15 protein-coding genes are annotated in these 22,899 nt (G+C 63.9%); 10 read left to right on the top strand and 5 right to left on the bottom strand.

Annotated features, from left to right (window positions below):
• Positions 1-43 precede the first annotated feature (43 nt).
• Positions 44-4,843 (top strand): Lhr family helicase, encoded by a 4,800-nt coding sequence (locus tag KIH76_RS06240; RefSeq protein WP_214374529.1) that lies wholly within the window; start codon positions 44-46, stop codon positions 4,841-4,843.
• Positions 4,844-4,972: 129 nt separating this feature from the next.
• Here the strand turns inward: KIH76_RS06240 and KIH76_RS06235 are convergent, their stop codons facing one another.
• Positions 4,973-7,705, bottom strand: a complete 2,733-nt coding sequence (locus tag KIH76_RS06235) for a DNA gyrase/topoisomerase IV subunit A (protein ID WP_214374530.1) — start codon at positions 7,703-7,705, stop codon at positions 4,973-4,975.
• Positions 7,706-7,842: 137 nt separating this feature from the next.
• On the opposite strand from KIH76_RS06235, the gene KIH76_RS06230 reads away from it, so the two are divergent.
• Positions 7,843-9,111 (top strand): alkaline phosphatase family protein, encoded by a 1,269-nt coding sequence (locus KIH76_RS06230; protein WP_214374531.1) that lies wholly within the window; start codon positions 7,843-7,845, stop codon positions 9,109-9,111.
• Positions 9,112-9,175: 64 nt separating this feature from the next.
• Here KIH76_RS06230 and sepH read toward each other — a convergent pair whose 3' ends face one another.
• Complete coding sequence (gene sepH / locus KIH76_RS06225; RefSeq protein ID WP_219069857.1) at positions 9,176-10,222, bottom strand: septation protein SepH; 1,047 nt, start codon at positions 10,220-10,222, stop codon at positions 9,176-9,178.
• A gap of 149 nt (positions 10,223-10,371) precedes the next feature.
• Here sepH and KIH76_RS06220 point away from each other — a divergent pair, with 149 nt between their 5' ends.
• The 4 genes from KIH76_RS06220 (at position 10,372) to KIH76_RS06205 (ending at position 14,165) form a co-directional block, all read left to right on the top strand.
• The gene (locus KIH76_RS06220; protein ID WP_214374533.1) at positions 10,372-10,665 is read left to right on the top strand and encodes a DUF4193 domain-containing protein; all 294 of its coding nucleotides are present in this window, start codon (positions 10,372-10,374) and stop codon (positions 10,663-10,665) included.
• Positions 10,665-11,141, top strand: coding sequence for a dUTP diphosphatase (gene dut / locus KIH76_RS06215; RefSeq protein ID WP_219069855.1), 477 nt, complete (start codon positions 10,665-10,667; stop codon positions 11,139-11,141). Before KIH76_RS06220 ends, dut begins: the two co-directional genes overlap by 1 nt.
• Before the next feature lie 66 nt (positions 11,142-11,207).
• Positions 11,208-13,541 (top strand): RelA/SpoT family protein, encoded by a 2,334-nt coding sequence (locus tag KIH76_RS06210; RefSeq protein WP_214374535.1) that lies wholly within the window; start codon positions 11,208-11,210, stop codon positions 13,539-13,541.
• Between the two features lie 87 nt (positions 13,542-13,628).
• Positions 13,629-14,165 (top strand): peptidylprolyl isomerase, encoded by a 537-nt coding sequence (locus tag KIH76_RS06205; RefSeq protein WP_214374536.1) that lies wholly within the window; start codon positions 13,629-13,631, stop codon positions 14,163-14,165.
• Positions 14,166-14,254: 89 nt separating this feature from the next.
• Here the strand turns inward: KIH76_RS06205 and KIH76_RS06200 are convergent, their stop codons facing one another.
• The 3 genes from KIH76_RS06200 to KIH76_RS06190 form a co-directional block, all read right to left on the bottom strand.
• A complete protein-coding gene (locus KIH76_RS06200; protein WP_219069852.1) occupies positions 14,255-14,443 on the bottom strand; it encodes a hypothetical protein in 189 nt (62 codons plus the stop codon).
• A gap of 202 nt (positions 14,444-14,645) precedes the next feature.
• Positions 14,646-15,719, bottom strand: a complete 1,074-nt coding sequence (locus KIH76_RS06195; RefSeq protein WP_214374538.1) for a hypothetical protein — start codon at positions 15,717-15,719, stop codon at positions 14,646-14,648.
• Between the two features lie 291 nt (positions 15,720-16,010).
• Positions 16,011-16,844: a Cof-type HAD-IIB family hydrolase gene (locus KIH76_RS06190; protein ID WP_214374557.1), complete on the bottom strand. Its 834-nt coding sequence runs from the start codon at positions 16,842-16,844 to the stop codon at positions 16,011-16,013.
• 168 nt (positions 16,845-17,012) lie between these two features.
• Here KIH76_RS06190 and KIH76_RS06185 point away from each other — a divergent pair, with 168 nt between their 5' ends.
• The 4 genes from KIH76_RS06185 to pflB all read left to right on the top strand — a co-directional run bounded on the left by KIH76_RS06185 (position 17,013) and on the right by pflB (position 22,854).
• Positions 17,013-18,161: an amidohydrolase gene (locus KIH76_RS06185; protein ID WP_214374539.1), complete on the top strand. Its 1,149-nt coding sequence runs from the start codon at positions 17,013-17,015 to the stop codon at positions 18,159-18,161.
• 92 nt (positions 18,162-18,253) lie between these two features.
• Positions 18,254-19,951 (top strand): NAD+ synthase, encoded by a 1,698-nt coding sequence (locus KIH76_RS06180; RefSeq protein WP_214374540.1) that lies wholly within the window; start codon positions 18,254-18,256, stop codon positions 19,949-19,951.
• An 83-nt stretch (positions 19,952-20,034) separates the two neighbouring features.
• On the top strand, positions 20,035-20,247 hold the full coding sequence (locus tag KIH76_RS06175) for a hypothetical protein (RefSeq protein ID WP_214374541.1): 213 nt from the start codon (positions 20,035-20,037) through the stop codon (positions 20,245-20,247).
• 234 nt (positions 20,248-20,481) lie between these two features.
• The gene (pflB, locus tag KIH76_RS06170) at positions 20,482-22,854 is read left to right on the top strand and encodes a formate C-acetyltransferase (RefSeq protein ID WP_219069850.1); all 2,373 of its coding nucleotides are present in this window, start codon (positions 20,482-20,484) and stop codon (positions 22,852-22,854) included.
• The last annotated feature ends 45 nt before the right edge of the window (positions 22,855-22,899 follow it).

Raw genomic sequence — 22,899 nt, 5'->3', positions numbered from 1 at the left:
GTCACGTGTCGCATCGTCCGCAGCCTCGGGCATAATCGAACGCATGTACGAATGCTTGAATCTGTTCTCGGAGCCCACCAAGGCATGGTTCAAACATGCGTTCGGCAGGCCGACCGATGCCCAGCAAGCGGCATGGCCGGCCATCCAATCAGGCAGGAACGTGCTGGTCATCGCGCCCACCGGTTCGGGAAAGACCTTGTCCGCGTTTCTTTCGGCCATCGACCGGCTGATGGGGGAACGGGCCGCACGTCCTGCGCCCGAGATGGTTCTTGCCGCCAAGCTGTCTCCATCCGGTCCATCGGCGGCCGGCCGCAGGCGGCGGGACGGTCGCCGAGGCGTCACGGTACTGTACGTCTCACCATTGAAGGCGCTCGCCGTCGATGTGGCCAAAAACCTGCAAACGCCGCTTGAGAGCATTGCCGCCCAATGCGAGGCGATGGGGTTGCATGCGCCGAACATCGCCGTAGCGACCCGCAGCGGCGACACCACACCGCAGGAGCGGCGGGCCATCGTCTCCCATCCGCCAGACATCCTCGTCACCACGCCGGAATCCTTGTACCTGCTGCTCACCTCCAAGGCGAGGCGCATCCTGAACACGGTCGATACGGTGATCGTGGACGAAGTGCACGCGCTCGCCGGCACCAAACGAGGCGCGCACCTCGCGCTCAGTCTCGAACGGCTCGATCTGCTCACCGGCTCACCGGCGCAGCGCATCGGGCTATCCGCGACCGTTAACCCGCCCGAAGCCGCGGCACGGTTCCTTGGCGGCGCGCAGCCGGTCGACATCGTCAATCCCGCGTCCAGTCCGGCGATGGATCTGCGCGTGATCGAACCATTGGCTAACATGCGTGACCTGCAATCCGCCAACGCGTCGTCGCGCGCCGGAGGCTCGGATATCCAGCGTGCCGGTACTCAGCCCATCTCCGGCGTCACGCCGGCCATGAGACGGCTTGCCGAACGACGCGGACTGACGGCCGATGCGGGACCTGCGCATGACGGGCATGCACCGTCGTCCGCTGCGCGGGAAGACTCCGGCGACACCGTCGATCTTGTCGGCGCGAACGGCGACCGGACCTCCGGTTCCATATGGCCGGTCGTGGAACGCAGCGTGCTCGACGAGATCCTCACTCACCACACCACGCTGGTGTTCGTCAATTCGAGAGGATTGGCGGAAAAACTCACCGCGCGGCTCAACGACCTCTACGCCGAGCGGCGTGGCACCGCTCATCCCATTACTTCTCCGGAAGGGCGTGAAGGATTCGCCGGTCATTACGACGCGGTGGTCGGGTCGACCACCATGCTCGTGCAATCGCATGAACCGGGCGACGTGATCGCGATGGCCCATCATGGTTCCGTCTCCAAGGATCGGCGCAAGCAGATCGAGGAGCAGCTCAAACGAGGCCAACTGCGCTGTGTGGTGGCCACCAGCAGCCTTGAACTCGGCATCGATATGGGATCGGTAGATCTGGTCATCCAAATCGCGCCGCCGTTATCGGTCGCATCCGGTCTGCAGCGTGTGGGCCGTGCCGATCACCGTGTCGGAGGCGTCTCCCATGCGCTGTTCTATCCGTTGACCCGCGAACAGATCATCGGCGTCGCTGCCAGTCTCGAAAGCATGAAGGCCGGAGCGCTCGAGCCGCTGACCATACCGCGCAACCCGCTCGACATCCTCGCCCAGCAGACCGTCGCCGCCGTGGCGATGGATGACCTTAAACCGGACGATTGGTATGCGACGGTACGCAAGGCCGCACCGTTCGCCGACCTTGGACGTGACATGTTCGATGCGGTCATGGGCATGATGACCGGCGCCTATAACAGCGAGGACTTCTCCGCGTTCCGCCCACCGCTCATGTGGAACCGCGAGGATGACATCATCTCCGCTCGGCCCGGCGCGCAGCGACTCGCTGTCACCAGCGGCGGCACCATTCCCGACCGCGGGCTCTACACGGTCGTTCTTCCCGAAGCGGACGCCGGCACAGGACCGCGACGCGTCGGCGAACTCGACGAGGAGATGGTCTACGAATCACGTGTCGGCGACGTGATCACCCTCGGCACCTCCACATGGCAGATCCAGGAAATCACCCGCGACCGGGTCGTCGTCACCCCCGCGCCGGGGCGCACCGCACGGTTGCCGTTCTGGCACGGGGAAGGCAACGGCCGCGACTACGGGTTCGGCAAAGCCAAAGGCCGGTTCATCCGCGACATCGCTCGAGGGCTGTCCGACACGACGCGATCCTCGATACGCGCCGGCGATATGAACGGGAGCGTATCGGCGGAAAGCAAGCCACGCTTCGACAAAGGCACAGAGCGTCGGCTGCGTGAAGACGGCCTTGACGGCAACGCCATCGACAATCTCGCGGCACTGCTCGCCGAGCAGCAGGCCGCAACCGGCGTCCTGCCCGGCGACCGGGATATCGTCATCGAACGATGCCCCGACGAGGAAGGCGATTGGCGCATCATCGTGCACTCGCCATTCGGCCGGCGCGTGCACGAACCATGGGCGATGGCCATCACCAACCGGTTGAAGCAGCAGTACGGATTCGACGGGCAGGTGTATGCGGCCGACGACGGCATCATCATCCGTCTGCCCGACGGGGAAGGAGCCATACCCGTTCAGGAGCTCGTCAGGTTCGACCCCGACGAGCTGCAACGCATCATCGAAACGCAGGTGGGGGAGAGCGTGCTGTTCGCCGCGCGGTTCCGCGAATGCGCGGCGCGATCCCTGTTCCTGCCACGCACCGAACCCGGCAAGCGCGTACCCCTCTGGCAGCAGCGGCTTCGCGCCGCTCAGCTGCTCAACGCCGCCAGAATGCGACGGAACTTCCCGCTCCTCTTGGAAACCGCGCGCGAATGTCTGCAGGACGTCTACGATCTACCGGCCCTGCGCGAGATCATGACCTCACTCAATGACGGCACCATCACCCTGCACGTCACGGATACGCAGGTACCGTCGCCGCTGGCGGAAAACCTGCTGTTCGGATTCGTCGGCGCGGTCATGTACCAGTACGACGTGCCTCAGGCCGAACGCAGCACGCAGATGCTGTCGATGGACCCGGACGTGCTGGAACGACTGCTCGGCACCACCGACATGTCCACAGTGCTCGACCCGGAGGTGATCGCAGAAGTCGAACAACAGCTTGCCGAGCGCACGTTCTGGAACGAACTGGACGAGCATGACATCGACGGCCGGGCCGCCCGCTACGCCAAAACCCACGGGCCGTTCACCGCCGACCGGATGATCGCCGATCTGCATGTTGCGGCCGACGACGCCGTGCACGCGCTGGACCGGCTCAAACAGCGGGGCGAACTGCTGACCGGCACGTTCGTGAGCGGCCTTGGGAGAACGCAATGGCTGCACCGGGGCGTCTTCCGTCGTATTCGCGCCAAGTCGCTGGTCAAAGCACGCAAGGCGATCCGACCGGTAGAACCGGCCGTGTTCCAGGCATTCCTGCTTGACCGGCAAGGCGTCGGCCCGGTCGGGGGAGCACACTGGCGTGGTCAGGACGGGCTGATGCGCGTCATCGAACAGCTCGAGGGCGTGGCCTTGCCGCTGACGGTGTGGGAATCCTCGGTGCTCCCCGCGCGGGTGGGCGACTACGCGCCGGCCATGCTGGACGAGCTAATCTCCGACGGGGAAATCATATGGGAGGGAAACAAAAGCTCGGACACCAAAGCCGGCGAACCGGGACGGATCATCTTCCATCCTGCGGATTCGATTCTGTACGGCCGGGAATCGCAGGAAGGGGTCGGCCCATGCGTCGATCGGAATGGAACGCGGCAGGACAGCGAATCACTGACCATCCCCGAGGCGATTCTTGCGGCATTGTCGTCCGGAGGCGCCTACCGGGCCGACCAGTTGGCTCAGATCGCGCGGGAACGGTGGAACGATGCTGGCACGGATATCGTTGACCCGCACACCGGTGAAATCGTTCCTCAAGCATGGTCGCAACACCAGTTCGAGGAGGCCCTCTGGTCGCTCGTCTGGCAAGGCAAGGTCACCAACAGCTCCCTGAACCCGATACGGGCGTTGGTGGCGGGAAACAAGCCGGTACGCACCCCGGCGCGAGCGGTCCGACGACACATCCGCGTGCAGGCACGTATTCCCATGACGCTTGGCGGGCTATGGTCGCTCGTCGCGCAACCCGCTCCCGAAGAGGATGCCGTGTCGCCGTCGTCATTGATGGCAGGGGACACCGCGCCGATGGGCAGCGAGGCGATCACGCCAGAACGCCGTGCCATCGCCCAGGTGGAGATACTGCTCGACCGATACGGCGTCATCGCACAGCCATTGATCGAACAGGACGGCATCGAAGGAGGATTCTCCGCACTGTACCCGGTGCTCAAACGCATGGAGGAACACGGTCTGCTGACGCGTGGCATGTTCATTACCGGTTTCGGCGCCGCCCAGTTTGCCGCCTCCGACACAGTGAACATGCTCCGTGAAGACAACGGCCAATGGCACAGCCAGTCCGATGTCGCGCTAGACGTTACCGATCCTGCCAACCTCACCGGATCGGCCATTCCGTGGCCCGCCAATACCGGCAGACCGACCCGCAGGGCCGGCACCATGATCACGCTCTGCCACGGCAAACCGGTACTGTACGCAACGCCGCGATCCCACCATCTGCTCGCCTTTGACCGAAACGAAGACACGTTGCGGCCCGCCTGCGCCGAACTCGCCTACACCCTGCAACGGCAAATGGGCGTGCCCGGTGCCATATCGGGTGGCGTCACCTTCGCCGACCTCAACGGCGAGCCGTTGACCCAGCGCGGCGATACCGCCCGTATTCTGCACGCCGCTGGATTCGTGCCATGCCCTCAGGGCATGAAGCTCTACCGGTAAACCACCAGCATGGCGGAAACGATCATAGGGGAATGCCGTCCATGACACGAGACCAGCCAAAAGCCGCCGCATATGAAGGGAGGGATGGCCAATCGGTCATCCCTCCCTTCATATGCGGCGCACCTGCGTTTATGCGATAAACGTGATCGGGGCCGGCAGATCGACTCCCGAACCGTCACGACGCATGTCGGGAGCAGGCAGCGCCACCGGGGAACCGGATTCGGTGGAGGCGTGCAGCGGATAGGCGCCAACCCAGGCGAGGATCAGCGTGTTCTGTCCCTTGAGGAACCGCTGCGAGCGCACGCCGCCCGTGCCGCGGCCCTTGGTCGGATACAGTTCGAACGGCGTGACCTTTGCCGAACCGTTCTCCGTACCGGCCAACGCGTCCTTGTCTCCCGCCACCGTCAGTACCACCGTGCCGGAACCGGCCGCCGCATCGTCGTCACCATCACCGCCGGTCCATGCGATCTTGCCGGCCGGCACCACGTTGAACGACAATGCCACGCACTCGTCGGCCAGACGGATGCCTGCCATACCGGCCGCCGTACGTCCTTGCGGACGCACGTTCTTCGCTTCGAACGTCAGCAGCGAGGAATCGGACGAAACGAACACGAGCCGGTCATCGTCCGCGGCATCCGCGGCGGTCAACACACGATCCCCGTCTTTCAGATCGATCACGTTCCACGAATCCATCGTGGTCGGCGCCTCGCGGTTCCAACGTTTCACTACGCCTCCGCGAGTGCCGATCGCCAGCGGCGGCAGATCGGTCACCGCATTGCCCGACGCGTCGCGCCCGGCCGCGAACTCGGGCTGTTCCACCCCGTTCAGCGTGCCGGTCAATGCCACAGCCGCCACTACATGCTCGCCATGCACCGGCTCGGTGCTTTCGGTCATGCCGATCAGCTCGTCCGCGCGCACGCCGCCGGTCACGCTCAACGATTCCGCCGCGGGCAGGTTCGGCAACTCCACCACATGCGCCAGCACCAGTCGGCCGGCCGACGTGACCAGGCCATACGAGGAACGTGTGGACGTGCGGATGATCGACACGATCTGATCATCCGGCTTGCGCGGATCGGATAGTGAACGCGACTCCCACACATCCCATGCGGTCGGAGACATGCGTGCGATCAGTCCGGATGCGCTCAGCATCACCACGCACGGCTCGTCGTCGATCTGCAACGCGGCCGCCGTCAGTGCGGCGCCGTCCTCGCCGGCCTTCTTCGCGGCCGCCGCGGCCGCCGCCACATCGGCCGCGGCGCTCGATAGCCTCGTTGCGGTACGCGCGGCCTCCAGCGCGGCGGACGATGCCGCGTCATCGCCATGAGCCGTCACCGGCGTCAGCGTCCCGTCCGGCCCCTCGTCCAGCAGCACCGTGCGCCGTGGCGAACCGTACGCCGCCACGGCCTCGTCCATCTCGCGAACCACCACGCGGTCCAATTCTTCACTGGACGCGAGGATGCGCTCCAGCTCCTCGATGCGCTGCTTGAGATCGTCGCGCTCCGCCTCAAGCTCAATGCGGCTCATCTTCGTCAAACGCCGCAGACGCAGGTCGAGAATGTACTGCGCCTGGATGTCGTCGAGGTCGAACACCGCAATCAGGCGATTCTTCGCCGCATCCGCATCCTCGGACGTGCGGATCACTTGGATCACCTCGTCGATGTCGAGCAGCGCCAGCAGCAGTCCCTCGACCAGATGCAGCCGTTCCAGCGCCTTCTTGCGACGGAACTCGCTGCGCCGGCGCACCACCACGCGACGATGGTCGATCCACACTGAGAGCATCTCCTTCAAGCCCATCGTGTGAGGGCGACCGTCCACCAGCGCCACGTTGTTCATCGTGAAGTTGTCCTGCAACGGCGTGTTGCGGAACAGCTGCGCGAGCACTGCGTTCGGATCGAACCCGGTCTTCACCTCGATCACGAGCCGCGTGCCGTTATGCCGGTCCGTCAGGTCGATCGCGCCCGAAATGCCCTCCAGCTTATGGTTCTTCACGCCTTCCGAAATGCGCTCGAGCACGCGTTCGGGGCCGACCATGTACGGCAGTTCGGTCACCACGATCGCCTTTTTGCGGGCCGTCACGTTCTCGATATGCGTCTTGGAACGGGTCGTCAGCGACCCGCGGCCCGTCTCGTACGCCTCACGGATGCCGTCACGGCCGATGATGATGCCGCCGCCCGGCCAATCCGGGCCCGGCACGTAGCGCATCAGCTCCTCAAGCGACGCCGTCGGATACTTCATGAGATGCTTCGCGGCCGCGACCACCTCGCCGAGATTATGCGTCGCCATGTTCGTGGCCATACCCACCGCGATGCCCGAACCGCCGTTGACCAGCAGGTTCGGGATCGCCGACGGCAGCACGGTCGGCTCCTTGAGCTTGTTGTCGTAGTTCGGCGTGAAATCGACCGTATCCTCGTCGATGTCCGCGTTCATACCGAGCGCCGCCGGCGCAAGACGCGCCTCCGTGTAACGCGATGCGGCCGGGCCGTCGTCCAGCGAACCGAAATTGCCATGGCCGTCCACCAGCGGCAGCCGCATCGCGAACGGCTGGGCAAGACGCACCATCGCCTCGTAGATCGCCGAATCGCCATGCGGATGCAGCTTGCCCATCACTTCGCCGACGACACGCGCCGACTTCATGTACGGACGATCCGGATTAAGGTTCATCTGGCCCATCTGATAGACGATGCGCCGCTGCACCGGCTTCATGCCGTCTCGCGCATCGGGCAGCGCACGTGCGTAGATCACCGAATACGCGTATTCGAGGAACGACTTGCTCATCTCTTCGTTCAACGGCGTTTCGACGATATGCTCCTTGACCTTGCGCAGATCATAGGCGGGCTGTGCCGGCTTGCGATGCGATGCCATGCGTACGTGCTCCCCACTGTGTCGATGGATGTCGATGGTCCCGAACAGGCCGGATTCACACCGGCCAACCGCACCATAATATCGGACCCGCACGCCAAGCCGCGAGAAATTCACCCCGCAGTGATTGAATGGGAGCCATGAGTGTGGAAGTCCCGGACATGGAAGAACTCTTGCGATTCGCGCCGGTCGCACGATACGACGATCACGACCCCGGCCGAACCGGCCCGGCCGATGCCGCGAATGGTCATGACGGCGGCGAGGGCACGCGCGGAGGAGCACTGCACCTGTCGGCCGTGCTGCCCGCCGTCAGCGCCGCCATCGGCCACCCCATCGCCACAGCCATCCACCATGATCCCACTGCGGCGCAACGCGCGCTCGGACTGCCCGACGCGACGTCCGCGATCGTGGTGCTCGTCGACGGACTCGGATACTGGAACATCGCCATGCGGCTCGGCCACGCACCCTACCTGCGCTCGCTGATGAACGAGCCGGCCAACCAGCGGTCCATCGCCACCTGCGCCCCCAGCACCACGACCGCCGCGATGGCCGCGTTCGGCACCGGTACCTGTCCGGGACTTACCGGCATGGCCGGCTACACGCAACTCAATCCCTACAACGGCAAGCTCTGCCAGCTCATCCAATTCACCGACGCGCCCGACCCGGCCGACCTGCAACGCCAGCCCACCGTCTTCGAGCGGCTGCGCGCGCAAAACGTACGCGTCACCAGTTCGGGTCTGCCGAAATTCAAGAACTCGCCGCTGACCGAAGCCGCATTGCGCGGCAGCGATTACATCGGCTCCGTCACCCCGCGCGACCGCGTCATGGCGGCCTGCAACGCGGCGAAGACGCCGGGACTGACCTACCTGTACATCCGCGACGCTGACAAGATCGGCCACGGCCATGGCTGGGATTCCGACAAGTGGATCGCCGTGTTCGAGCGCATCGACGCGCAGCTCGCCCTGCTCAAACGCAGCGCGCCGGCCGGCACCCTGATCGTCATCACCGCCGACCATGGCATGATCACGGCCGACCCCGGCCAGCGGATCGACATCGCCGCGGAACCCGAACTCAGTCGTGGCGTCGCCGTGGTCGGGGGAGAGCCACGCTCGCTGATGCTGTACGCGCAGGACGGAGAGCATCCCACCGGCATCGCGGCCCGATGGCGAAACCGTCTCGGTGATCTCGCACTGGTGCGTACCAAGGACGAGGCGATCGGTCAGGGACTGTTCGGCCCGGTGGACGATCGCATCCGCCCGATGCTCGGCGATGTGATCGTTTCGGCCCGGCAGGCCGTCACGATCGTGGACTCGCGCATCCAATCGGACAAGGCCATGCAGCTACCGAGCGTGCATGGCTCGCACAGCTGGCTGGAATCGGACATCCCCTGCCTGATCGACGTGGCGTAGCCGGATCTTCTGCCCATGTGACTCGGTTCGGTCCCACGCGTCGTGATCCGTTGGGCTGGCAGTTTCAGTCGCCGAACAGGATCTCGTCCCAGCTGGGCATGGGGGAGCGGCCGGACTTGCGCTTCTCCGGTTTGGCAAACGCCGGCGGAACGTCGGACGGCGTTTGCGGACGGGACTGCTCATCGGACGATATCTCGGCCTGATCATCGCTCGCCGCGGCAGATTCCACGGTCGTCTCGTCGCCGTCCTCATTCGTATGACGGACAGCCGATGCGTCGGCCTGCGACTGGGATGCGGCATCAGCGTGGCTGGCGTCGCCCGACGCGGCTGCTGTGGATTGCGCCGTTGCCTTGCTCGCGTCGTCCGACGGATGCGCGAATGGGGAGACAGACGGCTGATGCGCCATGCTCCACTGCGATACGGTACGTTCGATGCGTGCCGATCGGATCGAATCACCCGGCAAATTCGCCGCGCGCGTGCCGTCCGAGGGGACGGCCGCTTCGCCGCGCGGCTCGGTCCGCCTCGGCTCGGGACGTTCTCCCAGCAGCTGTTTGGCGGTCGCGTTCACGCAGGTCACCGCGTTGTCGTGCATGTTCCATGTCCATTCGGCGGTCAGTTCGCGGTTGGCGGACATGAACCTCGCCACGATCCGCCATGGTTCCAGACCGCGACGGGTCGCCTGCCAGGTGATCGACTCCATGCCGATGCGTGCCGTGGCCAGCGTATGCTCGATCAGGTCGGCAAGTGAATGCAGCCGGCTGCTCTTCGGCGCCGGAACCGCCAGGAACTGTTCGATCGCGTACTGCTTTTCGGTTTCGACGGCCGCCGAAAACCGCCTCACCAACGCTTCGCTCAGGTGATAGCGTTCCGCGACCTTCGCCGGATCCGCGCCGGCCCGGATCAGCGACTGGATCTGCGATATCGGCAGCGTGGCCGTAGCCTGCGGCTGCGCGGGCCGCGATTCGGAGCGGATCTGCTTGGCTTCGAGGATGGCCCGTTCCAGCGTGTCGTCCACGGCGACGGAAAAACGCGCGTCGTCGACCGCGAACACGAGGTTGCCCGCGCTGTCGACATGGTCGAAACTGGCTTGCTCCAGCGGATTCTCAGGCATTCGCACCACTTTCCTCGTTCAACGGGCATCTCGTTTCTATTGTGCCCTACGTGTCGTATTTTACGAGTATTTCGAATCGTGTATCCTATGCCACGTAAAAGTCATGTATTCTATGGCGCAGAAGAAGTCACTTCGACGAAAGGATCACGATGGCTCAGGATTACGATTCCCCTCGTAACAAGGACGAGGACGAGGAGTCTCTGCAGGAGCTCGGCAAGGGATCGCAGAACTCCTCCAGCGACATCGACGACGATGAGAACGCCATCGCCGAGGACTATGAGCTGCCCGGCGCCGATCTGAGCAACGAGGACGCTTCGGTGACCGTCATCCCGATGCAGAGCGACGAGTTCCTCTGCTCCGAATGCTGGATGGTCAAGCACCGCAGCCAGCTGGCGTACACCAACGAGGACGGACAGCCCGTCTGCAAGGAGTGCGCCGCCTGATGGCGATTGACGAGACCTACAACGAGCCGGAAACCGTCGAGGTGCTGGTCAAGTCCCTCGACCCGGAGCATCCGGCGGAACTGTTTTACGCCCATGCCGGCGACGCCGGCGCGGATCTCATCACCACCGAGGCGGTGACGCTCAAGCCGTTCCAGCGGGCGCTCGTGCCCACGGGCGTGGCCATCGCGCTGCCCGCCGGGTACGTGGCGCTCGTGCACCCGCGTTCCGGCCTGGCGGCCAAGCAGGGGGTCACGGTGCTCAACGCGCCGGGTACCGTGGACGCGGGCTATCGCGGCGAAATCAAGGTGCCGCTGATCAATCTCGATCCCGAGCACACCGTTGAATTCAAGCCCGGTGACCGCATCGCCCAGATGGTCATCCAGCGTTACGCCGAGGCGAGGTTCATTCCGGCGGACGTGCTGCCGGGGTCGGACAGGGCCGAGAAGGGCTTCGGATCGACTGGCGTGTCGTCGTGACCCCATGGCGCGACGGCGCGCGAAGAACACGGTAGGATAGGCACATACACGAGGGCAGGTGGGAGTATGGCAAACGCAGAGAACGATTACGCGGCGGCGCGCAAGCTGGGTTGCGAAATCAGCGATGATCCCGTCAACCCGCTCAAGCCGATCATGGAGGCGTGCCGATTCCACCACCCGGGTGAGGATCTGTCGATTCTCGAACGCGCCTACCGCCGCGCCGTGACCCAGCATGCGCCGCAGCGCCGCAAGTCGGGCGAACCGTACATCATTCATCCGCTGGCCGTAGCCCAGATCCTCGCCGATCTGGGCATGGGCCCGCTTGTTGTGGCGGCCGGTCTGCTGCACGACACCGTGGAGGACACCGACTACACGCTCGATGAATGCCGCGCCGAATTCGGCGACACGGTCACCGGACTGGTCGACGGCGTCACCAAGCTTTCCAAGATGGAATACGGCGATTCGGCCCAGGCCGAGACGATCCGCAAGATGGTCGTCGCGATGAGCCGAGACGTGCGCGTGCTCGTCGTCAAACTCGCCGACCGTGTCCACAACGCGCGCACATGGCGGTACGTGAAGACCTCGGGCGCGCAGAAGAAGGCGCGCGAGACGCTCGACGTCTATGCCCCGCTCGCCAACCGACTCGGCATGAACGCGATCAAGACCGAGCTCGAGGAACTCAGCTTCAAGGTGCTCTATCCGAAGATCTATAACGAGATCGTCGTGCTCGTGGCGCGTCGTGCCGGCCAGCGTGACGTGTATCTCAAGCAGATCCTCGCCGAGATCAACGAGGATCTCGACGCGCAGCACATCAAGGCATATGTGACCGGCCGTCCGAAGGACTACTTCTCGATCTACCAGAAGATGATCGTGCGTGGCCACGATTTCTCCAACATCTACGATCTGGTCGGCGTGCGCATCATCGTCGACACGATCCAGGACTGCTATGCGGCGCTTGGCGCCGTGCACGCGCGATGGAGCCCGGTTCCCGGCCGGTTCAAGGACTACATCGCCATGCCGAAGCTCAACATGTACCAGTCGTTGCACACGACGGTCGTGGGGCCGGGAGGCAAACCCGTCGAGATCCAGATCCGCACCTGGGACATGCACCGGCGCGCCGAATTCGGCATCGCCGCCCATTGGAAGTACAAGGAGAACGGTCAGGCCGGCCGTGCCCTGAGCTCGCCGGACAAGTCCGATCTCAAGCGGGGCGGCGGCGAGAACCAGGAGCTGAGCGAGGCCGACAACCTCAAGTGGATCCAGCAGCTCGCCGACTGGACCTCCGAAACCCCCGACTCCAATGAGTTCCTCGGCTCGCTCAAGGAGGATCTCGGCGCGGCCGAAGTGTACGTGTTCACGCCGAAAGGCAAGATCGTCTCCCTGCCGGCCGACGCCACACCGGTCGACTTCGCATACGCCGTGCACACCGAGGTCGGTCACCGTACGATGGGCGCACGCGTCAACGGCAGGCTCGTGCCGCTCGATACGAAGCTCGAGAACGGCGACACCGTCGAGGTGCTCACCTCGAAGTCCGAGACCGCCGGCCCGTCGCGCGACTGGCTGAGCTTCGTCAAAAGCCCGAAAGCACGTAACAAGATCCGCCAGTGGTTCTCCAAGGAACGCCGCACCGAGGCGATCGAGGAGGGGCGCGATGAGCTGACGCGTGCCATGCGCAAGCGCAATCTGCCGATCGCCACACTGCTGACGCCGAGTGCATTGGTCGGCGTGTCCGACGAGCTGAACTTCTCCAACCCAGACAACCTGTTCGCCGCGATCGGCGACGGCCAGATCTCCACGCAGAACGTCATCGCGCACCTTGTCAAGGACGCGGGCAGCGACGAGGTGGACGAGGAGGTCGAGCAGGAGGCGCTGCCGCTGCGGCAGGTCGAATCCACGAAGAAGACCACCAGCTCCCTCGGCATCTCGGTCAAGGGCGTGGGCGACGTCTGGGTCAAGCTCGCACGCTGCTGCATGCCGGTGCCCGGAGATCCGATCATCGGCTTCATCACGCGCAACCAGGGCGTGTCGGTGCACCGCGTCGACTGCCAGAACATGATAGACCTGAAAAAACGCCAGCCCGAACGCGTCGTGGACGTGCAATGGACCAGCACCAAGGGCCTGTTCATGGTCAAGATCCAGGTGGAGGCGTTGGATCGTCAGCATCTGCTGAGCGACGTGACCCGCGTGCTTGCCGATCACGGCGTGAACATCATCTCCGGCGCGCAGGCCACCGGCCGAGACCGTGTGGCGATCAGCCAGTTCAGCTTCGAAATGGCTGATCCGCAGCATCTGAACCGGCTGCTGGCCGCCGTGCGCAAGATCGACGGCGTGTTCGATGTGTACCGCATCACCGGCGCCAAGGACTCGCAGGAGCCGAGACTGCGCAAGATGCAGGAGTAGCGTGTCTGACGCTGGTGTCCGCGTCCCGGATGCTGCCGACCATCTGTGACGAACATCGGTCGGTGGCATCTGGGACACTGTATCGCTATGAGTACTATCGTCATGCATACCTCAGAAGGTGACATCAAGATCAACCTGTTCGACGACGAGACCCCGGTCACCGTCAAGAACTTCCTCGGCCTGGCCACCGGCGAGAAGGAGTGGGCGGACCCGTTCACCGGACAGCCCTCGCACGAGCCGTTCTACAACGGTCTTACCTTCCACCGCATCATCAAGGACTTCATGATCCAGGGCGGCTGCCCGCTTGGCACCGGCACCGGCGGCCCGGGCTACGACTTCGACGACGAGATCGTCCCCGGTCTCAAGTTCGATCGCCCGTACCTGCTCGCCATGGCGAACGCCGGTCTGCGCCGCGGCCGCGACGGCAAGATCCACGGCACCAACGGCTCGCAGTTCTTCATCACCACCGTGCCGACCCCGTGGCTCGACGGCCATCACACGATCTTCGGCGAGGTCGCCGACGATGAGTCCAAGAAGGTCGTCGACAAGCTCGAGGCCGTGCCGACCGACCGTTCCGACGCCCCGCTCGAACCGGCCATGATCGAATCAGTCGAAGTACTGTAAGTCGTCGGATGGCCACTTTCCGGCGGCCGACTACCATGCAAGCTCCCGCCCGTCGGGAGCTTGTCGCATATCAGAACCAATTCACGCCGTCAGCGGGCGTACACCGTGGGGGAGCCGGTCAGCCGTTCGCGTGCCGACTGCGGAATGGATCGAAACTGCCTGACGATGCCTTCCATTGTCGTCTGCGAGGTGACGTTGCCGTTGCGGTCGTAGCGTCGTGCGTTGCTGGTGCGTGCCACCTGAGCCAATGCGGGGCGTCGTTTATGTGCGAACCACATGATTGCCTCGATTCCTTAAAGATCGTTCGTCTTCCAACGGTTTTCATCATGGCCGATTCGGTCGTGACACACCATCGGGGACATTCCCCATTCTTCCCTGAATCAAGGCCGGCCGCCCTCATCCGCATGGGTGATCTTCCGCGTCGGTCACATGCGTGTGGGTATTGAACGTCATCCTGCGGAATGACGGGAATACACGCTCCTAGCGTCGCTTCGGCACTCCGGCATCCACGAGTTTGCGTTCCAGACGTTCCGGGTGCATCAGATCTTCGTATTCGAACCGTACGATACGAGTCACTCCTTGAGCCAGCAGGTGGGTTTCTCGTTCCCGCTCGGCGTGCACTTTTGCCTGAATGGTGCGGCGTCGCGCGTCGCTCAGCACATACTTGCCCATGCCATCGTATTCGCCGACGATCGTTGAGCCGTCCGGTAACTCCCACAGGAAATCCACGCGATACGGTGCTTCCAAGTTCGTGGGATTGGGAAACTCCCGCTGCAACTGCGGCACCATGAACCCATGGTCGACCATCACCGCCCTCGCCAGCGATTCGCCGCCGTTCTCGCTGAGGGGATCGGCATATCTGCAGAGTCGGACAACCGTTGCGCTGTCCTGTCCCATCTCACGGCATAGCTCCGGCAGTCCGCTTAGGTCCACGCCGTGCCGCGCGGCCGAGTCGAATATCGGCAGCATCTCTCGGAACGAATATCGCTGCGCGCAGTCGATCAGCGTGCGCCGCGCGCCGGTCACGCACAATCCATCGACGACGGTTGACGGGACGTCCGGCATGTACAGGCGATGCACCATGCCGGATGAACGTCTTGGTCCGACGTACGGGTCGGCTACGAATACGGATGCATTCCGATGCAGTGCGTACTGATGTTCGAATCCGTGGGCGCAGACCGCCGTCAACCCGGCGAACACCCATCGGGGATGCAACTTGGCCAATGCGCGCGCCGTGTGCAAATGCTGCTGGTGGGGCGTCAAGGAACGCCAGTAGCCGCTCTTGACATATACGTTGCGATGCGGACGTTCCAGCGATCCTTCACGCGCTCGCCGTAGCAGGGCACGACGATCCCGGTCGGTGAGGCCGACGGCGCATCGCCGCTCCTGTTGCGCCGCGTCCATTATGTCTTCGATTCGTCGATTCATTCTCATGCATTGGACGATACGGCATACGGCAGGGAGAAAGAGCGATATTCGACCACTGTGGTCGAACGCTGTTAGGTAAACCGTTTTATGTGGATAACTCGCCTCCACATACAATTCAATGCCCATCCTCGGCGTCTGCATAACCGTACAGGCGGCAAGGATGTCTGTACGGTTATGCGAAATCATCTGCAAAACCGTACAGACAGCCTCCCGTAGCGTACGCTTTTGCAGAAACTGTCGGCAAAAGTCGGCAAAAGCGTATATGAGAAAGAATTGTGCGTACGTTTCCGCCGGTACCTCAGCAAGAACGTACATGGGGACGCGCGCAATGTACGTTCTTGCTGACGAGTTAGACGAAAACGTACGGATGGGCGACTGGCTTCCGCAGCCGCGTGTCAACGACGGTGAGGGGCGCTATCAGAGCACGCCGAAATGAAGCAGGGCATTGAGGATGCCGTCGTGGTCGACGTCGTCGGTGATGTAGTCGGCGGCCTGCTTGGCCGGCTCGGTGGCATTGCCCATCGCCACGCCGATGCCCGCGAACTCGAGCATCGTCGCATCGTTGCCGCCGTCTCCGAACGCGATCGTCTGCTCGCGGGTCCATCCGTAATGACGCATGAACCGTTTCATGCCCTCTGGCTTGCCTCCGTCGGCGGGAATCAGGTCGGTGAAATCGGGATGCCATCGCACGCCCTTGACATTGCGGCACAGGGCGGTCACCTCGGCCTCCTGCTCCGGCGTGATGTACGGACTGATCTGGAACGTCTCAATGCTCATCGCCCGCTCGTGCGGATCGTCCACATGCACGGCCGGCGCGGTCTTGCCCAGCTGCGCCCATGTGCGGCGCATCGCATCGGTGATCTGGTTGAAGTACACGTAGTCCTTCTCGCAGAAGTTCGCCACCACGTCCGGATGCGCATCCAGCCAGCGGATGATCGTCGCGATGTCAGGCCTATCCAGCGACTGCTTCTCCAGAAAACCGTGGTCGTCGAAGCAGTACTGGCCGTTCAGGCCGACGATGCCGTCGAACTTCACCGGGATCGTGTCGAGCACGACCGTCATATGCGAGGGCGCGCGGCCGGTGCAGATGAACACCTTCACGCCGCGTTCCTGTAGCTGATGCAGTGCGTCGATGGTCGACTGCGGCACGATGTGCGTGATAAAGCTCGTCAATGTGCCGTCGATGTCGAAGAATGCGGCGCGGATGCCGCCGCCATCGGGAAGCCGAACACCGACAGTCGGATCGATCATGGTCATGGCACACCTCCGCCTCACGTAACGAAAAACCTACCGTCCAGTGTACGGTCCAGCCGTCCCGAGATGAGATGCGGCGGCACGTCGTATGATGGGGGCGTTGCGGCAAACGCCAATCCGCAGCCGACAAGGGCAATGGACGGCTGCCAAGTCATAGGGGGCATTATGACCGAACACATCACCATCGGCGACGACCTGATCGCCATCCGCCACTACCTGCACGAGCATCCCGAACGCAGCTTCGAGGAACACGACACCACCGCGTATCTCAAACGGCAGCTCGAGGACCACGGCATCACCGTGCTCGACACATCGCTCGAAACCGGCTGCGTCGGCCTGATCGAAGGGGAACGCCCCGGTCCGCGTATCGCGCTGCGCGCCGACATCGACGGATTGCCGATCAATGAGGAGAGTGGACTGCCATTCACTTCGCTCAACGACGGCGTGATGCACGGCTGCGGACACGACCTGCACATGAGCGGCCTGCTTGGCGCCGCATTCTGGCTCGCCGACCACCGGGACAAGATCGCCGGCAGCATCAAAATCGTATTCCAACCGGCCGAAGAGCTCGGCATGGGCGCGCGCAGGGTCATCGCCGCAGGCGTGGCCGATGACGTCGAGGCGATCATCGGCACGCACAACAACCCGAACTACGCGCCCGGCCAGATCGCCATCGGAGCTGAGCCGATGATGGCCGGCTGCGTCAAATTCAAGGTCACCCTGCACGCGCAGGGCACCCACGCCGGCTACCCGCAGAAGGGCACCGGCCCGATCGAGGCGCTCGCCACGATGATCCTGTCGCTGCAGACCATCGTCAGCCGCAACATATCGCCGTTCCACGCGGTCGTGCTGTCCATCACCGAAGTGCACGGCGGCCACGTATGGAACGTGGTGCCCGCCGAAGCCGGATTCCAAGGCACCGTACGCTTCTTCGACACCGGCGACGAGCAACTGGTCCACCGCCGCTTCGAGGCCGAGGTCAAGCACACGGCCGAAGCGTACGGCATCGACGCGGACGTGGACTGGGACTGCATCCAGATCCCGCTGGTCAACGACACGTCGCTCGCCGAGGCGGTCGCCGCCGACGTGCCGCAGTACGCCACGCTCAAGCCGATCCGCGCCAGCATGGCAGGAGAGGATTTCGTGGAGTTCGGCGTCAAATCGCGGCTGGTCTTCGCGTTCATCGGCTCGAACGGGCAACCCGGATGCGCCGACTGGCATAGCCCGCATTTCGTCGGACTGGACGGGGCGATCGAACCGGCCATGAACTTCTACGTCAACGCCGCACTGCGCGTGCTTGACGAACTGCGATGACGACAGACGAAACAGCCGCGTCGGACATAGCGGAAACGATAAAGCCGGCATCCATCGCGTTGCGGTAAAACACGCGCATTACACTAGGCACCATGACACAGATTCGTTTCGCACTCGCCCAGATCGACACCTGCGTCGGCGACCTCGACGCCAACGCCGACAAGATCATGCAATACGCCCACCGCGCCGCGCAGCACCACGCGCAGGTCGTCGTCTTCCCCGAAATGACCCTCACCGGCTATCCGATCGAAGACCTCGCCCTGCGCCGCACCTTCCGCAAGGCCGCATGGGACAAGGCCAACTGGCTCGCCACCGAACTCGCCGCCGACGGACTCGGCGACCTGTATGTGGCGGTCGGCACCGTCGGCACCGACCACGCCTCCGACAAGCCGCGCAACCGCATGGTCGTTCTGCACGACGGCGTGGTCTGGGCCGGATACGACAAGCACTTCCTGCCCAACTACGGCGTGTTCGACGAATTCCGCATCTTCGCGGCCGGCGACCGATCCGTCGTGCTCGACGTGGATGGCGCGCGCGTCGGCGTGGCCATCTGCGAGGACATCTGGCAGGACGGCGGCCCGGTCGCCGAACTCGCCGGCCGCGATATCGACGTGCTCATGACCATGAACGGCTCGCCGTACGAGGAGGGCAAGACGCACGTGCGCCACGAACTCGCCGTGCGCCGCGCCGCCGAAGTGCATGCGCCCGTGATCTACGTCAATCAGGTCGGCGGCCAGGACGACCTCGTCTTCGACGGCGGCAGCTTCGTCGTCGACGCCGACGGCACGATGCTCGTGCGCTCGCCGATGTTCATGGAGCATCTCGCCTTCTTCGACCTCGACACGACCGCCGAACGCCAGCAGGCGGGCGAGATCGTGCCGGCGATGGATCCGGACGAGGAGGTGTACACGGCCTGCGTGCTCGGACTCAAGGACTACATGGCCAAGAACCATTTCCACGGCGTGTGTCTCGGCCTGTCCGGCGGCATCGACTCCGCGCTCGTGGCCGCGATGGCCGCCGACGCGGTAGGCGGCGAACACGTGCAGGGCATCTCCATGCCGTCCATGTATTCGTCCGACGGTTCGAAGGATGACGCGGCCGACCTTGCGGCCAACATCGGCGCGAAATACGACATCCAGCCGATCGAACCGCTGTTCAACGCCTACCAGCGGCAGCTCCATCTCGAAGGCGTGTCCGCCGAGAACCTGCAGGCGCGCATCCGCGGCGTCATCGTCATGGCCTACTCGAATTCGAAGGGACTGCTTGCGGTGGCCACCGGCAACAAGTCCGAACTGGCGTGCGGTTATTCGACGATCTACGGCGACGCGGTCGGCGGCTACGCGCCCATCAAGGATCTGCTCAAGACGCGCGTGTGGGAGCTGAGCCGCTGGCGCAACCGCGCGGCCGCGGCCGGCATGGGCATCGGCGGTCTGCACGTCGTCGGCAACGAGCAGGGCGACCCCGGCAAGCCGTTGCCCGGCGGCGTGATGATCCCGGTCAACTCGATCGAGAAGGCGCCGAGCGCCGAACTACGCCCCGGCCAGAAGGACTCCGATTCGCTGCCCGAATACGAGCTGCTCGACAAGGTGCTTGCCGCATACATCGAGCACGCGCACGGCCGCGCCGACCTGTTGGCCGACGGCTTCGACGAGAAGACCGTGGACACCGTGATGCGGCTCGTAGACCGTGCCGAATGGAAGCGCCGCCAGTATCCGTTGGGGCCGAAGGTCACCGCGCTGGCGTTCGGCCGCGACCGCCGTCTGCCGGTGACGAACGCGTTCCGCGAATAGAACGATCGCAGCATGATTCGGCCGCGCGCGTTCCTGACCTTGGGCATGTGCGCGGCCGTTTGGCGACAAGAAGGGGAACACATATGAGCGACAAGGAATGGTATTTCAACACTGTCACCGAACAGCCGGAACTGGGCAAGCTCTCGCCCATCGGACAGCGGATGGGACCGTACAAGACCCGTCAGGACGCGCTCGATGCATGGAAGATCGTCAAGGAGCGCAACACCGTGTGGGACGAGCAGACCCGCGAATGGAACAAATGGGGATCCGGCTCGTCCGCGGATGACGGGGATTGATGAGATCCCATGCAAGGGGGAAGGCTGGCAGGAATGCGGCCTTCCCCCTTGCATATTCCGGCATTCCGCCTCATCCGCTTCGGCGGCCTGACGGTTATGACAAGAGCGGCCACGATGGAATGTGAGATAGCTCACTGCTGATTCCAGCGCTTTCCCAGATTCGTTCAACTACAATGCATAAATGAAACAGCAACGACAAGGATGCGTTGCACCGCCACGACACCAAGGAGTGACATGACAGCAGTTGAGAATGCAGTCTCTCAGAAGGAACTCGAAGCCCAGGCGTGGGCCGGCTTCACCGAGGGCAACTGGCAGAAGGACATTGACGTTCGCGACTTCATCCAGAAGAACTACACGCCGTACACCGGCGACGAGTCGTTCCTCGCCAACGCCACCGAGAAGACCAAGCACCTGTGGAAGTACCTCGACGACAACTACCTGGCTGTCGAGCGCAAGCAGCGCGTCTACGACGTGGACACTCACACCCCGGCCGACATCGACGCCTTCCCGGCCGGCTACATCGAGTCCCCGGAGGTCGACAACGTGATCGTCGGCCTGCAGACCGATGAGCCGTGCAAGCGCGCCATGATGCCGAACGGCGGCTGGCGCATGGTCGAGCAGGCCATCAAGGAGGCCGGCAAGGAGCCGGATCCGGAGATCAAGAAGATCTTCACCAAGTACCGCAAGACCCATAACGACGGCGTCTTCGGCGTGTACACCAAGCAGATCAAGATCGCCCGCCACAACAAGATCCTCACCGGTCTGCCGGATGCCTACGGCCGCGGCCGCATCATCGGCGACTACCGCCGCGTGGCCCTGTACGGCGTCAACACGCTGATCAAGTTCAAGCAGCGCGACAAGGATTCCGTGCCGTACCGCAACGACTTCACCGAGCCGGAGATCGAGCACTGGATCCGCTTCCGCGAGGAGCACGACGAGCAGATCAAGGCCTTGAAGAAGCTCATCAACCTCGGCAACGAGTACGGCCTCGACCTGACCCGCCCGGCGCGCAACGCGCAGGAGGCCGTGCAGTGGACCTACATGGGCTACCTCGCCTCCGTCAAGAGCCAGGACGGCGCCGCCATGTCCTTCGGCCGCAACTCCGCGTTCTTCGACTGCTACATCCAGCGTGACCTCGACAACGGCACGCTCGACGAGACCGGCGCCCAGGAGCTCATCGACAACATCGTCATGAAGCTGCGCATCGTGCGCTTCCTGCGCACCAAGGATTACGACGCGATCTTCTCCGGCGACCCGTACTGGGCGACCTGGTCCGACGCCGGCTTCGCCGACGACGGCCGTCCGATGGTCACCAAGACCTCGTTCCGTCTGCTCAACACCCTGACCCTCGAGCATCTCGGACCCGGCCCGGAGCCGAACATCACCATCTTCTGGGATCCGAAGCTGCCGGAAGGCTACAAGAAGTTCTGCGCCAAGATCTCCATCGACACCTCGGCCATCCAGTACGAGTCCGACAAGGAGATTCGCGCCCACTGGGGCGACGACGCGGCCATCGCCTGCTGCGTGTCCCCGATGCGCGTCGGCAAGCAGATGCAGTTCTTCGCCGCCCGCGTCAACTCCGCCAAGGCACTGCTGTACGCGATCAACGGCGGCCGCGACGAGATGACCGGCATGCAGGTCATCGACAAGGGCGTGATCGAGCCGATCGCCCCCGAAGCCGACGGCACGCTCGATTACGAGAAGGTCAAGGCCAACTATGAGAAGGCCCTCGAATGGCTGTCCGAGACCTATGTGATGGCGCTGAACATCATCCACTACATGCACGATAAGTACGCATACGAGTCCATCGAGATGGCTCTGCACGACAAGGAGGTGTACCGCACCCTCGGCTGCGGCATGTCCGGTCTGTCGATCGCGGCCGACTCGCTGTCCGCCGTCAAGTACGCCAAGGTGTACCCGATCTACAACAAGGACGCCAAGGACCTGCCGGGCCACGAGTACGAGTACGTCGAGGGCGCCGATGACGATCTGGTCGTCGGCTACCGCACCGAGGGCGACTTCCCGGTCTACGGCAACGACGACGATCGCGCCGACGACATCGCCAAGTGGGTCGTCTCCACGGTCATGGGCCAGGTCAAGCGCCTGCCGGTCTACCGCGGCGCCGTCCCGACCCAGTCCATCCTGACGATCACCTCCAACGTGGAGTACGGCAAGAACACCGGTTCCTTCCCGTCCCGCCACAAGAAGGGCACGCCGTACGCCCCGGGCGCGAACCCGGAGAACGGCATGGACTCCCACGGCATGCTCCCGTCGATGTTCTCGGTCGGCAAGATCGACTACAACGACGCGCTGGACGGCATCTCGCTGACCAACACGATCACCCCCGACGGCCTCGGCCGCGACGAGGACGAGCGCATCAACAACCTCGTCGGCATCCTTGACGCGGGCAACGGCCACGGCCTGTACCACGCCAACATCAACGTGCTGCGCAAGGAGCAGCTCGAGGACGCCGTCGAGCACCCGGAGAAGTACCCGCACCTGACGGTGCGCGTCTCCGGCTACGCGGTGAACTTCGTCAAGCTCACCAAGGAGCAGCAGCTCGACGTGATCTCCCGTACGTTCCACCAGGGCGCCGTCACCGAGTGACGAATCCCGGCGTGAGCACCACGCGGCAGTAACCAGTTGAAAGGG

This window comes from Bifidobacterium simiiventris (assembly GCF_019331715.1).
GTDB lineage: Bacteria > Actinomycetota > Actinomycetes > Actinomycetales > Bifidobacteriaceae > Bifidobacterium > Bifidobacterium simiiventris.
The sequence above is the reverse complement of the archived record's forward strand: the minus strand, read 5'-3'. Positions and strand labels throughout refer to the sequence as shown.